This is a genomic window from Saccharothrix saharensis (assembly GCF_006716745.1).
In the GTDB taxonomy this organism is placed as follows: Bacteria; Actinomycetota; Actinomycetes; order Mycobacteriales; family Pseudonocardiaceae; genus Actinosynnema; species Actinosynnema saharense.
Genome location: NZ_VFPP01000001.1, coordinates 7,451,547 through 7,467,296 on the forward strand (window position 1 = coordinate 7,451,547; position 15,750 = coordinate 7,467,296).

Genomic DNA, 15,750 nt, shown 5'->3' on the forward strand with positions numbered 1-15,750 from the left:
GGACCGCGCCATCGGACCCCACAGCTGTGCCCACTGCGCGGCGTGACCAGGCGCCACCGGGCCGCCACCCCTCCGCGGCACCGCCGCATCGCGCCGAGGCGTCCCGTGCCCGCGAGACCGCCCGCCCCGACTCGCCGGCCGCGATCAGCCGACCCGCCGCACGGTCCGGTACGGCCGCGGCATCGCCGGAGGCCGACTTCACCCGGGCCGCGGGTCGTTCCGCGTGGACAGCGGTGTCGGCTCCGCGGTGCGACCGGTGGTCGTCGTGGCGCTGGAGGTCGTCGGGTCGGGTCGCTGGGTGACGGTCGGGGTGGGGGCGGGGGGCGCTGTAGGGGTGGTCAACGGTCGTGGTTCGCTCTGCGTGGCGATGCCGCAGGCCGCGAGCAGCAGGCAGGCGAGCAGGAGCGCGGGTGTCTTCACTGACGTGCCTCCGGTATCTCCACGACGAAGCGGGCGCCGCCGCCGGGCCGTTCCTCGACCCACACCGAGCCGCCGTGGCGCTGGACGTGCTGGGCGACCAGGGCCAGGCCGAGGCCGCTGCCGGTGTCGGTGCCGCGACTGCCGGCGCGGGTGCCGCGGTCGAAGCGGTGGAAGATGCGGTCGCGCAGCCCGGGCGGCACGCCGGGGCCCGCGTCGTCGACCTCCAGCCTGGCGCGGCCGTCCCGGGTGAGGACGGCGACGCGCACCGCGCCGCCGGCGTGGCGCTCGGCGTTGTCGAGCAGGTTGTCCACCACCCGGTCCAGGCGGCGGCGGTCCCCCAGGACCAGGACCTGGGGGTCGGGTCGTCCGGTGCGGACGGGGACCTCGGTGCCGGGACGGGAGTCGAGGACGTTGTCGACCAGGGAGGCGAGGTCGATGACCTCCAGGTCGGTGTCGTCGGCCTGCTGGTCGGCGCGGGAGATCTCCAGCAGGTCGACCACCATGTCGGCGAACCGGTCGACCTCGGAGGTGAGCAGGTCCAGCGCGCGGCCGGCGGTGCCGGGGATCTCGGCGCGCCGGCGGCGCAGCACGGCGGCGGCGTTGACCATGGTGGTCAGGGGTGAGCGCAGCTCGTGGCTGACGTCGCCGGCGAACCGGGCGTCGCGCAGCACCCGCTGCTCCAAGGCGTCGGCGGTGGAGTTGAACGTGGTCGCCAGGTGGGTCAGGTCGGGGTCGGTCTGCGTGGGCAGGCGGGCCTTGAGGTCGCCGCCCGCGATGCGCGAAGCGGCGGCCGTCAGCGTGGTCAGCGGGCGCAGGGCGCGCCTGCTCGCCCACGAACCCAGCGCGACGCTGAGCAGGCCGTTGACCACGGTGCCGGTGATCAGCAGGATGCTGAGGAAGCGGAACGTCTGGTCGAGCTGCACGAGCGGCGCGAGTTCGACGTAGGCGCCGTCGGTGGAGTCGATGGGCAGGCTGACCGCCAGCACGGGGATGCCGTCGACGACCAGCCGTTGGCCGGCCGGCGTGTCGTGGCGGCCGAGCTCCACCAGCTCGTCGGGCAGCACGCGGGGGTCGACCTGCCTGCCGCTGGTCAGCACCTGGCCGGTCCGGTAGAGCAGGACGGTGGAGTCCGGCCCGGTGGTCAGGCCGGTCAGCAGGTCCTCCAGCCCGTCGGAGCCGGTGCGCAGCGCCTCGTCGACCAGGCGGACGTTGACCTGTGCCTGCCTGATCGCGCTCTGCTCCCGCTGCCTGAGCATGTACCCCGAGGTCAGGTTCCACACCAGCACGGCCAGCGCACTGGTGAGCAGCAGCGAGCCGATGCCCAGCACCACCGCGACCCGCCAGCGCAGGGACAGCCGGGGCATCAGCCGGCCACCCGGCAGCCGACCCCGCGCACGGTGACGACCGGCTCGGGGGCGTCGGGGCCGGCCTCGACCTTGCCGCGCGGGCGTCGGAGGTGGACGTCGAGCAGGCGGGCGTCGCCGACGTGGTCGTAGCCCCACCCGCGCTGGGGCAGCCGCTCGCGGCGGACCGCCCGGCCGTCCGCCGAGGCCGGCTCTACCGGCAGCCGGAACCCGGTGCGGGTGAGGTGCACCTGCTCGCCCGCGCGCAGCGCGGTGCTCGTCTGCGGCTGGACCTCCGGCTCGCCGAGCCGGAGGGCTTCGTCGTGGCGGCTGGTGCGGCGCAGCAGTGCCCGGATGCGGGCCGCGAGCACGCCGGCCGTCAGCGGTTCGGTGACGTCGGACGCGTCGGTGCGGGCGGGCAGCACCACGTCGAACGTCGTGGTGCCCAGCAGCGCGAGGGCGTCCTCCCGCGATACGGCGTCGGTGACGGTGAGACCCTCGTCGTCGAGCGCGAGGCCGAGCGCCTGTCTGGTGTGCTCGTCGTCGACCAGCAGCACGGAGAGGGTCATCGTCCGATTCTCGTCGCGCGGTGCCGGATCCGCCGCCCGGCCGGAGCTGCGGGCCGGGCGGCGCGAGCTGATCGCGAGGTCGCTCACCGAACCCGCCGCGCGTCAGTGCTTGTGGCTGAACGCGAAGCGGAAGCGGCCGTCGACGTCCATGCGGACGTCCAGGAGCTTGTCGCGCAAGTACCGCGCCGCGGGTGGGGCGAGGAAGATCCGGCTGCCGGTCGGCGCGGTGACCACCTCGTCCTGCGGCACGGGTCGGGCGGCGACGGCCAGGGTGATCGCCCGCACCCCGTCCCGCTCCGACCAGCCGATCCGCAGGCCGCCGCGGCCGTCGTCCGTGGCGGGGGCCAGCCCGTCGATGACCGCGCCGGCCGCGTGGGTGATGTCCAGCACGGGCACTCCTCTCAAGCCTGGGGGTAGACGCCGAAGTGGAACCGCCCGGCGTGGCGCTTGCGGACGTCGAGCACCTTGTCCGCCAACGCCCGCGCGGCACAGGGGTCGAGGAACACGCGGGCGTCGCCGTGCGCGACGACCACGTCGTCGACCTCCGGGTGCGGCTCGATCGACAGGTCGAAGTCCCGGTCCGGGGTCCGGCCCGCCGCCGCGATCCGCAGGCCGCCCTGCCGTCCCACGCCGGTGGCGGTGGTCAGCTCGTCGATGGCCTGGACGGCCGTGGTGTCGATGTCGAGCACCGGTCCATCTCCTTCCGTCCCTCTGATGCGGTCAGCGCCGAGACTAGGTCGAGCTCTCCGCTCACAGGAGGAATTGCGTTGCTCCGCAAGGAGAACGTCAGGCGCGGGGCTCGGCGGGCGCCGGAATCGCAAGCTGATCGTCAGGTGCGACCGGTGGCGGTGCGGGCACCGTCGGACCCGGTACGCGGGTCGGACCTGCCGGTCGGCGGCCGCAAGGTGGTCGCAAGGTTCCCGGCGGGTGTCCCGGGAACCCGGCTGACCATGACGAGCGGTGACAGCACGGCGGTGCGGACGGGTCCGATGGCGGCGTCCGGAAGTCCTGCGGCGGTCCTCCGGTCGGTGGGCGCGGTCGGGTGACGTCGTGGGCCGATACCCGAGTGGTGGACCGGACTGCCGGCGCGCCGCGCGGTTGACCACCCGCCGGGGCGCACCCGGACCAGGCGCGGTGGTGGCGGCCGCAGGGGTGTGGCTGGTGCTCGCGCCCTCGGTCCTGGAGTATCCCGACGGCGGTGCGGTGGTCAACGACGGTGTGGTCGGCGCCGTCGTCGCGATCGTCGCGATCACCGGCGCGGCGGTGCCCCGGATCGCGCCGTGGTCCGGCGGGACGACCGGGTTGCTGGGCGTGTGGGAGGTGGCCTCGCCGTTCGTGCTCGGCCACGGCGCCGGCAGCTCGGTGGTGGCCAACCAGGTCGTGGTCGGCCTGGTGGTGGTCGTGCTGTCGCCGGCCGGTGTGGCGGTGGCAGTGGAGCGGTCGTGCTCGCGCAGCCCGACGCGGGCCAGGCCGTCCCGGTGGGAGCGGCGTCGTGCGCGTCCCCGCCGGGTGCGTCGGTGGAGAGGGGAACGATGACGCGTCTCGTGGGGCTGTGCCTGGTGGCGGGTGTCCTGCTGGCCGGGGTGCTGTTCCCGGTCGTGGGCGGGGCCGGCGTGCTGCTCGCACGGGCCGGTGATCGCTTCACGGGCCCGGTCACGCCGTTCGCCGACGTCGAACCGCCGACGGTGACCACCTTGGTCGACGCCGACGGCGAGCCGTTCGCCCACCTCTACGACCAGTACCGCGTGCTCGTGGCCTCGGAGGAGATCTCGCAGGCGATGAAGGACGCCGTCGTGGCCGTGGAGGACCACCGGTTCTACGAGCACCGCGGTGTGGACTGGGTGGCCACCGCGCGGGCGGCGGTGCGCAACTACGCCTCCGGTCAGGTGGTGCAGGGTGCGTCGACGCTGACCCAGCAGTACGTCAAGAACCACCTGGTCCACGTGGAAGCCCGGCACGACCCGGTGCGCCGGGCGCAGGCGCGGATGCGCACCCCCGAGCGCAAGGTCCGGGAGATCCGTGCTGCCGTGGCCTTGGAGCGGCGTATGTCCAAGGACGAGATCCTGACCCGCTACCTCAACACGGTGCCGTTCGGGGCCGGGACCTACGGCGTGGCGGCGGCGGCCCGGACCTACTTCGGCACCACACCGGACCGCCTGACCGTGCCGCAGGCCGCACTGCTGGCGGCCTTGGTCAACAGCCCGGCGGCGCTGCACCCCGAACACCACCCCGAGGCGGCCCTGCGGCGCCGCGACCTCGTCATCGACCTCATGGCGCGGTACCGCATGCTGGTCCCGGAGGTGGCGGAACAGGCCAAGCGGGAACCGCTGGGCGTGCGAACCCCGGTGCGGCCCCTGCCCAACGGGTGCGTGGGCGCCGACCCGGGACTCGGCTTCTTCTGCTCCTACGTGATCGACCACCTGATCGCCCAGGGCCTCGGCCCGGAGCGGTTGGAGACCGGCGGCTACACCGTCCGCACCACCCTGGACCGGGAGGTCAGCGCCGCCGCCGAACGGGCGGTGCGGACGCAGGTCCCCCGTGACACCCCCGGTGTCGCCAACACGATGGCCGTGGTGGAGCCCGGTCGTGAGCGGCACGCGGTGACCGCGCTGGTGGCCAACCGCGACCACGGCCCGGACGCCGGGCGGTTCCAGACCATGCTCGACCTGCCCTCCGGGGTGGCCAACGCGTTCGGCGCCGGCTCGGTCTACAAGGTCTTCACCGCCGCCGCGGCCCTGGAGCAGGGCTACGGCCCCGACTCGGTCATCGACTCGCCCACCTCCTACACCTCCCGGGTGTTCAAGGGTGGCGCGCCGGGCTGTCCGTCCACAGGGGAGCCGGACACGCGCTGGTACTGCCTGCGCAACCACAACGCCGACTACCCGCCGCGCATGACGCTGCGCCGAGCGCTGGCCACCTCGCCCAACACCGCCTTCGTCATCCTGGAGGAGGAGGTCGGCCTGGACGCGGTGGTCGACGTGGCGCGCAGGCTCGGCATGCGCCGCACCCTGGCCGGCACCATCGCCGGCACCGTGCCCGACCCGCGGTCGCCCCGAGCCGAGCTGCGGGTCGACCAAGCCGAGTTCTTCACCGGCCGGCGGAACGCCTCCTTCACCCTCGGCCCCGCCCCGTCGAGCACCCTGGAGCTGGCCAACGTCGCCGCCACGATCGTCAGCGGCGGCACCTGGTGCGCACCGACACCGGTCGTCGAGGTCGTCGACCGGCACGGGGAAGTCGTGGACCTCCCGGCGTCACCGTGCGAGCAGGCCGTGCCCGAACCGGTGGCCGACGCCTTGGCGACGGCGTTGAGCGACGACGAGGACCGCGGCACCGCCGCCCCGGCGGCCCGGCGGCACGGGTGGACCCGGCCGATGATCGGCAAGACCGGCACCACCGAGGAGTACAAGTCGGCGGCGTTCCTCGGCGCGACGATGGACCACGCGGGCGCGGTGCAGACGTTCAACGACAGCCCGCAGCCCCGCCCCGTCTGCGTCGGGGTGGGTGCGCCGAGGTTGTGTGCCGGGGGCAACCTCTACGGGGGCACCGTCCCGGCCCACACCTGGTTCGACGCCATGACGCAGATCCACGGCGACCTGCCCGCGACTCCCCTCCCGCCGCTCCCGCGCACCCACCGGACGAGCACCGGTGGCGGATGAGCCACGCCTCGCGGCCAGGTGGAGGGCACGACGGGGATTTCCGGTGCCCGGCCACGGGCACGTCGGAGGAAGAACTCAGGACGCCCGGGGGTGATGTGGCGGGCGCCGTGCGGGTCCGTCAGCGGCCGGCGTGGTGTCGGGACCGGCGGGCGGCCTCGATGACGTCGTGGATGTCGTGGTGGTCGTCGAGCAGCAGAGTGCGGGCCAGGCGCAGGGCACCGCGCTCGCACGTGGCTCGACGGGCGGCGTCCTCGATCGTGGTGAAGTCGGCGGGGCGGGCGAAGCCGATGACGCGCCGCACGATCTCCGCGGCGCAGAAGCCGGTGGTGTCGCGGAAGACCTCGTCCAGGTAGCGGAGGCGTTCGGCGTGCAAGGTGTCCGTGCCGGCGGGGAAGAGCGCGGCGGGGTAGGAGTCGCCGGTCGGTGTGGTGCGCCAGAGGTCGGTGAAGCGGGTGGCGAACACGGTCCACACCGTCCCGACGGTCTCCAGGAGCCGGGTCTGGGCGGCGGTTTCGTCACCCCGGGCCGGTGGGGTGGCGGCGAAGTAGTTGATGAGCAGGTGGGCGAGCAGGTTGCCGATGTCGAACCCCATGGGGCCGAAGCAGGCGAACTCCTGGTCGATGACGTGGGTGGCGTGGTCGGAGACCATGATCGAGCCGGTGTGCAGGTCGCCGTGCAGCAGTGCCTGCCTGCTGGTCAGGTAGCGGTCCTTGAGGCGGGCGACCGCGATGAGCACGGCGGTGTCGGCGCGCAGGCGCCGGACGTCGGCGTCGAGGTGGGGGCTGGTCCACCGGTTGCGGTGGAACGGGTGGTAGATCTCGGTGAAGACCATCTGCTCCATGATCGCGCACATCTCGGTGTTGCCCTCGAACTCGGCCACCAGCGCCCGTTTGCGGTGCGCGGGCAGCGCGAGGTCGCTGGTGTGGAAGAGGGTTCGGGCGAGGTAGTCGCCGAGCTGGTGGCCGAGGCGGTCGGGTGGCGGGCCGGCGATGAGCGCCTGGCGGAGCACGACGTGCCCGTCGAGGTACTCGATGGCCTGCAGGTGGGATCCCGGGTCGTGGTGCAAGGGCTCGGGCACGTGGTCGGGGGCGTGGCGGCGGTGTTCCTGCAGCGCGCGGTGCTCGTAGTGGGCGCGGTGCGGGGTCAGGGGCCAGGACGGTCCGGCGACGCGCACGAACGGCGGTGCCTGCTTCACGCAGACCGCGCCGTCGGGGCCGTGCAGGGAGAACACGGAGTTGACGTTCCCGTCGCCGATCTCCCGCACCTCCCAGCGTGCCGGGTCGCCACCGAGCCGCTCGGCGAGCACGGGGACGGCGGCGACCCGGGCGGCGATGTCCGCGAGATCCGGCGGGGTCTCGGTTCCCACGGTGTCCTCCGCGCGGTCGACGTGGTGGTCACGGGCGCCACCACGAGGGGACGGGCAGGCCGAAGCACGTGCGCAGGACGTCTTCGGCCGAGGTGAGCGTGCCTTCGAGCGACCCCGGGTCCGGGGTCCAGCAGTCGCTGACGACGTGCACCCGTTCGCCGGCCAGGGGGTGGCGGGCGACGGGCGCGTGGTCGCGGGCGTCGTGTCCGGGCCGCCACACGTGCCAGGCGGCGCTCCAGTCGGCCCACCAGGCGTCCAGTGGACGGTCGAGGTCGGGCAGGCGGTGCATGCGGGCCAGCAAGGCGTGCGCGTGGTCCACCATCGCCGCGGCCGGGGTCGGCGCGGGTCCGGCGGCGTGGTGCGGCCGGCTGTCCCGGTAGGGCGTCCAGGCGCGCGTGCACCGGCCACTGGGATAGGCGGCCAGCACCAGTGCCGGGCCGTCCGCGGCGGTCGACGGGCCGGTGCCGCCGTACCAGAGTTGCCGCAGCGCGGTGTCGGTGGTGCTGCGGCCTTCGGTCATGGCCAGGCGTCGCCACCACGGTCGCGCGTAGAGCAGGAAGAGCTTGAAGGCGGGCACGGCCTCGACCGCGTCCAGCGCGCGGTGCAGCCGCCGGGGGACCGGCAGCCCGTCCGGGTCGAGGTCGCGCAGGGCCTCCGGGGGGAGTGCGAGGACCACCGCGCGGGCGCGGGCCGGCGGGAGTCCGGCGAAGGTCAAGCGGTAGTGACCGGACTCCCGGTCCAGGCGCAGCAGCCCGCTGCCGGTGCGCGTGTGGCCGCCGGCGGCGGTGAACCCGGCGTGCAGGGCGTCGGTCACGCTCTGCATCCCGTGCCGCAGGGTGAGGTACTCGGCGTCGGGCGGGGTGCGCAGGAGCAGGTCCAGCCGGGCGGCGGCGCTCTCACCGCTGTGGCGGAGGTCGTACCCGCCGACGTCGTGGAGGAACGCGACCGCGTTCGCGCCCAGCGCGAAGTCGAGGGCCTGGGGCCAGGTCAGCCGGCCCAGCGGCCGGTCCGCGAGCCGGACCCGGTCCCGGCGGCGGCGGAAGGTTGCCAGCACGTCCTCCCGCGCACGGTCGCCGCGGGCCTCGTGCGTGCGGCGGCGCAGGTCCGCGAACCCGGGGACCAGGCGTTCGGCGGCCTGCGCCACCAGGTCGTCGGGGACCGGGCGGACCTCCCGCGCGCGGGTGACCACACCGTGCCGCTGCACCAGGTTCTCCGGGCGGGAGAACGAGAACGGGACCAGGTCGCCGTCGAGGCCCAGCGCGTGGAGCAGTCCGAGCACCGGCCTCAGCCCGCGGTGCACCCGCATCGCGCCGAGGTCGGCCACGAGATCGGGGGCGTGCCGGGGCGAGACCGACCACAGCCGGCCGCCGATCCGGTCGGACCGCTCGTAGAGGGCGACCGACCTGCCCGCGCCCGCGAGCCGGTACGCGCTGTAGCAGCCCGCCGGGCCGGCTCCCACCACGGCCGCGTCGAGCACGTCACCCTCGTGCACGCTCCGCATCAGGGTCGTTACTGTACGCCATGTGCGAGTCCGTGACTTGGTGTACAGTGCTCGTCACGTGAAGTGATCAAATGGTGGACGAGGGCGACCCCTGCCGGAGGACCCGATCGGCGGGTACGCCGGAAGTGAGGCGCCGTGATCTTCCGTGAAGCCGTGCTCGCCGAAGCCGCCGCCGGCTACCACCGGCTCACCGAGTACTACCGGGACATCCGCGCCTTCTTCGAGGTCCTCTCGGTCCGGTTCGCCCTGCCCGAGTACGGCGTGCGACTGCGCCCGGTCGGGGGCAACGAGCTGTTCTCCAACGCCAACAGCTACCTGCTCTCCGACGAGAGCGCCTATCCCTACTACCTGTGGACCCCGACCTGGCTCGGGCGGTCCTACGTCGACGCCGACCACGTGCCCGAGGGGCAGGCACCCGACGACCTGCTCACCGCCCGAACCCGGCTGATCGCCTTCGTCTGGCCGTGGCTGGGGTTCAACGACGCCTACGTCGAGGACGCCGCGCAGCCCGAGTGCTGGTTCGGTGTCGCCGAGCCGCACCCGGACGACGACACCGAGACCGTCCACGTCACCGCCCAGAGCCTGTTCAACTTCTTCCGGCTGGAACGGACCTTCGAGGCCGAGGTCGACGGCTGGCTCACCGGCAACTTCCGCAGTCACGTCGCCATCGGCTGCAACCTCACCGGCCACTGGTTCCTGCGCCGCGTGCCGCTGGCCACCCTCACCAGCTACTACCAGGTGGAACAACGGGTGATCCGGCCCATCGGCGAGAAGTTCGCCGCACTGCGCCACGCCCCGGCCGAACGGCGGCACGACGGCCACGCGCCCGCGCTCGACATGGTCGTGCCGCAACCGCGATGACCGGCGGCCGGGACGCCGGGGTGTGCGTGGTCGGCGCGGGCTTCGCCGGGCTCGCCGTCACCCACGAGCTGCACGTCCGGGGCGTCCCCTTCACCTGGCTGGACCGCGGGACGGGCATCGGCGGCCTCTGGAGCTACTCGGCCGGCCCGGCCTACCCGTCGTTGCGCCTGAACACCTCCAAAGGACCCACGGCGTTCAGCTGGGCCCCCATGCCCGAGGCCTACCCGACGCACCCGCGCCACGACCAGGTCGCCGCCTACCTCGACGCCTGCGCCCGCCCCTTCCGCGACCGGGTCGAGCTGCGCACCGCCGTCGAGCACGTCCGCCCCCACGGGTCCGGCGCCTGGGACGTCACCACCCGCGACCACCGGGGCGCAACGCGGGTCCGGCGCTTCGCGCACGTCGTGGTCGCCGCGGGCCACCACTGGACACCGCGGCTGCCGGAGCCGCCGATCCCCGGCATCGACTCCTTCCCCGGACCGGTGGTCCACACCCTGGACTACCACGGCGCGGACCCCTACCGGGGCCGTCGCGTGCTCGTGCTGGGACTGGGCAACTCCGCCTGCGACATCGCGGCCGACGTCTCCCGCGTGGCGACGAGCACCGTCCTGTCGGCGCGACGCGGCGCACACGTGGTCCCGCGCCGGCTGCTGGGAGTGCCCTGGGACGAACTGCGCCACCGGTGGTGGTGGACCGTCCTGCCGTTCGGGGCGCGGCGCCTGCTCGCGGAGGCCGTCCTGCACGCCCGACGCGGCCCGCTGACCGCGTACGGCCTGCCCGAACCGGCGGAGCGGGTGCTGACCGAGCCCCTGGTCGTCTCCGACGACCTGCTGGAGCACATCGCCCGAGGCGCCGTCACCGCCGCCCCGGCGGTCCGCGGCGTGGACCACGCGACCGTGCACTTCGCGGACGGGACGAGCCGTGAGTTCGACGCCGTCGTCTACTGCACCGGCTACCGCCCGGACACGACCGTGGTGCCCGAGGAGGTGCTGTGCCAGGCCGACGGGCGGATCGCGCTGTACCTCCGGGTCGTCCCGCCACACCGCCCCGGCCTCTACTTCGCCGGGTTCGTGCGCGGGGTCGTCCACCCGCTCGGCGCGCTGACCCCGGTCTTCGAGGCGCAAGCGCGGTGGATCGCCGACCTCGTCCGCGGTGCGACCACGACACCGGACCTCCCGGCGATGACCGCCGAGATCGACGCCCACCTGGCCCGCACCGCCCACCTCCACGGCACCGGCCCCGCCGACCCCCTCCACATCGATGTGCCCCGCTACCTGCGCGCTCTCCGCGACCGGTCCGGCCCACGACGGGCGACCCGGGCAGGGAAGGTCGACCGGTCCGGGTTCGTCCCGGCGCGCGCCGCGCGCCCGCCCCGGCGGGAGGGATCCGACCGGGGTTCGCACCACCCGGCGTGATCGGCCGGAGCGGTGACCGGCGGTGCGCGACCACGCAGGACCGGTCGGTCGGAGCCGGGCGGGAGGTCACAGGGGTTCGAACGTGCGGTAGTGATCGCCGGTGTAGTAGCCGCGGGGTGGTGTGGAGTCCATGTCCACGACGATCCGTTCCGGGCCTCGGCCGCCCGGCGGGGGAACGGTGGTGTAGCAGTGTATGTCGTACTCGTAGTAGTCGCCGTCGGCGGGCAAGTGGCCTTCGAAGTTGCGGAACCTGCCTCCGGCGTAGCAGTTCCTGTCGTCGATGGTGTACCACTTGCGTTCCTGCGGCCAGTCCTCGGCCATCCAGCGTCCGTAGGCGACGTAGGCGTCCTGGGGTACCGCTCGGACCTGCGCCGTGGTCGCCGGGCGTGGTGCGGCGGACAGCGGTGCGGCGGTGGCCGACGTGAGTCCGAGTGCGACCGCGGCGAGCACGGTCAGGGATCGGCGGACGCGGTGTCCGATGTGGATCTTCACGGGGTTCCTTTCTCGCGGCGCGGTGCCGTGACGCGCGGGACGTCGTCGCGGGATGTGCTGTGACCACGGGGGGTCGCTCTTCGAGTCGTGCGAGGGCCCGGTCTCCTCGACACCGCCTGTGCCCGATGGTGTCGGCGTTCGCCGTCGCGGTCGGCCGTCTCCCGGTTGCACGTGTCGGCACCTCTCGCGGGCTCATCGAGCCGGACTCGGGCGGATCAGGTCTGTCCGCCCCACTGTCCTGCCGCGACCCGGCGGCCGAAAGCCCGCGCCGACCGGTTCACCCCGATCACCATCCATGCGGGTCGGCGTCGTGCACGCAACGCCCACGACTCGGGGCGCCAGTCGCGCCGGGTCCCCCACACGGGGTTGTCACAACGGGCGACGAGGCCTCGACCTCCGCCGGACTCCACGCCGTCGCCGTGGCCGGCCCGGTCACAGCCGCTGTCGACGAGTGCGGCGTCCCGACCACCCGGAGGGTGGGAATGACGTGGTCGGTGGACCGCGGCCGTGTGAGGACGACCGGTCACGCGCCCGCTGTCGGCGGCGGTGCCGCTCCCAGCGCCGTGACGTCCACGATCTGCGCCTTGCGCACTTTCGCGTACACCGTCTCGGACGTCAGGCCCGCCGCGATGCCCAGCGGGATGACGAACCAGAGCAGCCGAGTCGCGTCGAGCCGGTCGAACAGGTCCGGTGTGGTCAGCAGTTGCGAGGCGACGTAGAGCAGCGCGGAGAGCAGCCCGGCGCCCAGCCCCCGTGCCACCGCCCACAGGTGGTCGAGCGGATTGGACACCCGGTCGCGCAGCAGTGCGCCGCCCACCGCGCCGAGCACCGGTCCGGACATCAGCAGCGACAACGCGGCCATCGGTGACCGCCACGCCGAGGACAGGGGAAGGGTCGCGACGGCCAGCAGCAGTGCCGCGATGGCCGTGACGCTGCCGAGGACGTGCGCACGGCGTCGGCGTCGTTCCTCCGCGACGGCGGGACCGGGCGACGTGCCGCGGCGCTCGTGCTGCCGGTCGAGCACGGCAACGGCCTGCCGGGCCGAGCCGGGCCCCCAAGGGCTGCCCAGCACGGCGATGTCCTCGTCGGTGGTGTCCTCACGCAGCGACTTCATCTTCGACCAGACCAGTCCCGCGCTGCCGCCGAAGGCCGCCAGCGGCACGGTGGGGATCCCCCGCGTCAGTGCGAGGATCCCGGCGATGTGCGTCGACCGGCCACCGCCCACCAGCAGCACGCCGTCCGCGGAGAACAGCGACCGGTAGAACGACACCTCCCACTCGTCGTTGGTGTCGGGCTGGTACTCGATCCGGGCGCCGATGCCCTCCTCGGTGAACGCCCGGTGCAGTTTGCGGCGCGGCGCGCGCATGATCACCCGACCACGACGTCGCCTGCCCTTCTCGGCCCCGGCCAGGTACCCGCGCACGACGGAGTGCTCGATGAAGCCGGGGTCGTCGGAGAACACGACGATGTCCCAGTCGGCGGCGGCCAGCTCCGCGCCGAGCTGCTCGCACGCCGCACGGGCGAGTTCGGGGTGGTGGACGGGCGGGTCGAACTCGCGGTTCGCGTCGACGCTGCCGATGATGACCACTTCGCGACCAGGCACGCCGGAACCCTAAGTCCTCGACGATTTCCGCATTCCGTACTTTTCGTATCAGGCGACGATTCATCGCGGAATGTGTCACCCGATGGGAGCAGTAACGCGGCGGTGCTGAGCGGAGATCGCGAGCAATTCGCCACGCAACGTCACAACTGCACAACGGCCGATAACGCGAACTCCGCACGTCTCGATGCGAGAACCGAGCGCATGTGAGATCAAGCCGGTGAAAGCAGCACGGTGCGGAGTGATTCCTGTGGAGAGTTGCCATGTCGACGGGCGGACGCGGACCACGCCGTGGTGGCCCGCGGTCCTGCTCGCACTCATCGTGCTGCTGTCCACGCCGGCCGGGACGTGGCCCTCCGCGACCGCGCAGGACGACACGCCGCAGGTCGAGCCGATCTCCATCGTGATCCTGGTCGACGAGTCCGGCTCCATCAGCGAGGACGATCTGCGGCGCGAGCGGGAGGCGGCGGCCACGATCGCGCTGGGTGAGTTCGCGCCGGACTCGACGGTCGCGGTGGTGGGCTTCGCCAGCGACAACGGCGGCCAGTCACCGGTGGACGTGGTGTGTCCACCGGTGCGCGTCGGCACCGGGCAGGACCAGCAGACGCTGGCCGACTGCGTGGGCAGGCTCCGCAAGCGCGGCCAGGGCGAAGGCGACGGCACCGACCACTACGCCGCACTCCAGCAGGCCATGACGTACTTCGGCGACGACGACCGGCCGAAAGCGATATTCCTGCTGACCGACGGCCGACTCGACGTGAGCGACAGCCCGCGTTACGGGCCTGACAACATGAGCGACCAACGCAATAATGCGGCTCTGCGCGGAATCGACGTCACGTTGGCGGAAGCGGCCGCGAAGCAGGTGCAGGTGTGGCCGCTCGGATTCGGCGACGTCGACCGCCCGCAACTCGACCGGTTCGCCGAGAAGGGCGCGCAGGGTTCGTGCGGCGCGAAAGCCCCCAAACCGTCGGCAACGGTCATCGAGGATTCCGGCGCGGTCGCGGACGTGCTGCTGGCGGCCTTCCGGTCGGCCCGCTGCGCGGGCAGCGACGAGATCCGGCGGGCCACGCTGTCACCCGGCGGGGAGTCGGAGATGACCGTCCGCGTGCCGGGCATCGCCACGGACGGCTCGATCGTCGTGGTCAAGCGCGACCCGCGGGTGGCCGTCGAGTTCACCGACCCCGAGGGCCGCGTCGTCCCGAAGGAGGGCGCCGCGTTCGGCTCGACGTTCCAGGGCAGCGGCGCGAACGGCCCGGTCGAGGCGCTGCGGATCGTCAACCCGGTTCCCGGCCCGTGGCTGGTCAGGCTGACCTCACCCGCCGACCTGCCCGCGCTCGACGTCACCGCCGTGGCGATCTGGCAGGGCGCGGTTCGCGCGACGTTGACCGTGGACCCGCCCGCGCCGCAGGCCGGCACGGAGGCGAAGGTGCTGCTGGGCATCCAGACGCGCAACGGCGCGGTCAGCGACCCGGCAGAACTGTCCTCCCTCGACTTCTCCGTGGTGGTCGACGGTCAGGGCGGCCCGGCGCCGGTCGCGCTCAACGACAGCGGGCAGGGCGGTGACACCCGCGCGGGCGACGGCCTCTACACCGGCGCGGTGGCCGTGCCGGAGTCCGGTGTGGACGAGCTGCGGGTCGTCGGCACGGTCAGCGGCATCGGCATCACCGGCGACACCCGCAGCGTGGTGGCGTCGGTGTCCCGGGGGCGGGGCGCGCTGGCCGCGCAACTGCGCGTGCCGCCGACGGACACGGTGGCGCCCGGAGGGTCCGTCGCGGTGGCCGCGGTCGTGGACAACGTCGGTGGGTTCAAGGCCAAGGTGCGGGTGCTGATCGACGAGGTGTCACCCGGCACCCGTGCGTCGGTGCCCGACGAGCAGACGGAGTTCGAGGTGCCGGCCGCGGGCAACGCCGAGTACCGGTTCGACGTCGTCTTCGCGGCCGACACCCGACCGGGCGGCAACTCGTTGCGCTTGAAGGTGGTGGACGAGGCCGGGAACACGCTGGCGAACTACCCGCTCTCGGTGATCGTCGCCCACCCTCCGCCGCCGACACCGTGGTGGCTCTACATCGGGGCGCCCTCGCTGCTCGCCGTGCTGCTGGCCGCGTTGCGGTGGCGACGTGCGCACCGCGCGGCGCGCGACGTCCGGGGGTTGGCCGTCTACCTCTACGTCAACGGTCGCCCGCACGGCGACGTCGCCGCACCCCAGGTCCGGTCGACCAGGTTCCTGTTCGCCGTGCGGCGCGACGAGGACGGGCCCTTCCACCTCGACCCGTCCGTCCGTCCGGGCGATCCGGAGGCGCACCACCTGACCAGGGTGTCCGACCAGCTCACCCTGCGGACGCCGGAGGGCGGACGGCACCTGCTGCGGGCCGGGGACCAGGTCACGACAGCGGACGGGGTGGTGCTCGAAGTGCGCGACGAGCGGTCGGCCGCGGCCGACCCCGTCGACCCGGGCGGGCCCGCGCCGCCGGGCGCCGGAACCACCGTGACCCACGACCTGCTGTGACCGCACGCCACCGGAAGGACG

At 73.6% G+C, this 15,750-nt stretch carries 14 protein-coding genes; 5 read left to right on the top strand and 9 right to left on the bottom strand.

Annotation, left to right across the window (positions count from 1 at the left end):
- Positions 1-198: 198 nt before the first annotated feature.
- From FHX81_RS34125 to FHX81_RS34145, 5 genes are all read right to left on the bottom strand, one after another.
- Positions 199-420 (bottom strand): hypothetical protein, encoded by a 222-nt coding sequence (locus FHX81_RS34125; protein ID WP_141982629.1) that lies wholly within the window; start codon positions 418-420, stop codon positions 199-201.
- The gene (locus FHX81_RS34130; protein ID WP_141982630.1) at positions 417-1,784 is read right to left on the bottom strand and encodes a sensor histidine kinase; all 1,368 of its coding nucleotides are present in this window, start codon (positions 1,782-1,784) and stop codon (positions 417-419) included. The genes FHX81_RS34125 and FHX81_RS34130 overlap by 4 nt, the downstream gene beginning before the upstream one ends.
- Positions 1,784-2,332: a response regulator transcription factor gene (locus FHX81_RS34135; protein WP_141982631.1), complete on the bottom strand. Its 549-nt coding sequence runs from the start codon at positions 2,330-2,332 to the stop codon at positions 1,784-1,786. The genes FHX81_RS34130 and FHX81_RS34135 overlap by 1 nt, the downstream gene beginning before the upstream one ends.
- A 102-nt stretch (positions 2,333-2,434) precedes the next feature.
- A complete protein-coding gene (locus tag FHX81_RS34140) occupies positions 2,435-2,722 on the bottom strand; it encodes an iron-sulfur cluster biosynthesis protein (protein ID WP_141982632.1) in 288 nt (95 codons plus the stop codon).
- 11 nt (positions 2,723-2,733) lie between these two features.
- Positions 2,734-3,021 carry a hypothetical protein gene (locus FHX81_RS34145; RefSeq protein ID WP_141982633.1) on the bottom strand — a complete coding sequence of 96 codons (288 nt, stop codon included), beginning with the start codon at positions 3,019-3,021 and terminating at the stop codon, positions 2,734-2,736.
- Positions 3,022-3,382: 361 nt separating this feature from the next.
- Here FHX81_RS34145 and FHX81_RS34150 point away from each other — a divergent pair, with 361 nt between their 5' ends.
- Complete coding sequence (locus tag FHX81_RS34150; RefSeq protein WP_170232264.1) at positions 3,383-3,868, top strand: SPW repeat domain-containing protein; 486 nt, start codon at positions 3,383-3,385, stop codon at positions 3,866-3,868.
- Positions 3,865-5,988 carry a transglycosylase domain-containing protein gene (locus FHX81_RS34155; protein WP_246108112.1) on the top strand — a complete coding sequence of 708 codons (2,124 nt, stop codon included), beginning with the start codon at positions 3,865-3,867 and terminating at the stop codon, positions 5,986-5,988. Before FHX81_RS34150 ends, FHX81_RS34155 begins: the two co-directional genes overlap by 4 nt.
- A 118-nt stretch (positions 5,989-6,106) precedes the next feature.
- Here the strand turns inward: FHX81_RS34155 and mtnK are convergent, their stop codons facing one another.
- Complete coding sequence (gene mtnK / locus FHX81_RS34160) at positions 6,107-7,354, bottom strand: S-methyl-5-thioribose kinase (RefSeq protein ID WP_170232265.1); 1,248 nt, start codon at positions 7,352-7,354, stop codon at positions 6,107-6,109.
- Between the two features lie 28 nt (positions 7,355-7,382).
- Positions 7,383-8,855 carry a flavin monoamine oxidase family protein gene (locus tag FHX81_RS34165; protein WP_141982637.1) on the bottom strand — a complete coding sequence of 491 codons (1,473 nt, stop codon included), beginning with the start codon at positions 8,853-8,855 and terminating at the stop codon, positions 7,383-7,385.
- A 135-nt stretch (positions 8,856-8,990) separates the two neighbouring features.
- Here FHX81_RS34165 and FHX81_RS34170 point away from each other — a divergent pair, with 135 nt between their 5' ends.
- Together FHX81_RS34170 and FHX81_RS34175 are read left to right on the top strand one after the other, a co-directional pair.
- A complete protein-coding gene (locus tag FHX81_RS34170) occupies positions 8,991-9,716 on the top strand; it encodes a hypothetical protein (RefSeq protein ID WP_141982638.1) in 726 nt (241 codons plus the stop codon).
- Positions 9,713-11,131, top strand: coding sequence for a flavin-containing monooxygenase (locus FHX81_RS34175; protein WP_141982639.1), 1,419 nt, complete (start codon positions 9,713-9,715; stop codon positions 11,129-11,131). Before FHX81_RS34170 ends, FHX81_RS34175 begins: the two co-directional genes overlap by 4 nt.
- A 66-nt stretch (positions 11,132-11,197) precedes the next feature.
- On the opposite strand, the gene FHX81_RS42330 is transcribed toward FHX81_RS34175, so the two are convergent.
- Together FHX81_RS42330 and FHX81_RS34185 are read right to left on the bottom strand one after the other, a co-directional pair.
- On the bottom strand, positions 11,198-11,623 hold the full coding sequence (locus tag FHX81_RS42330) for a ribonuclease domain-containing protein (protein ID WP_141982640.1): 426 nt from the start codon (positions 11,621-11,623) through the stop codon (positions 11,198-11,200).
- A gap of 523 nt (positions 11,624-12,146) precedes the next feature.
- Positions 12,147-13,226 (bottom strand): hypothetical protein, encoded by a 1,080-nt coding sequence (locus FHX81_RS34185; RefSeq protein WP_141982641.1) that lies wholly within the window; start codon positions 13,224-13,226, stop codon positions 12,147-12,149.
- Between the two features lie 247 nt (positions 13,227-13,473).
- Here FHX81_RS34185 and FHX81_RS34190 point away from each other — a divergent pair, with 247 nt between their 5' ends.
- Positions 13,474-15,729 (top strand): vWA domain-containing protein, encoded by a 2,256-nt coding sequence (locus FHX81_RS34190; protein ID WP_170232266.1) that lies wholly within the window; start codon positions 13,474-13,476, stop codon positions 15,727-15,729.
- Positions 15,730-15,750: the final 21 nt, after the last annotated feature.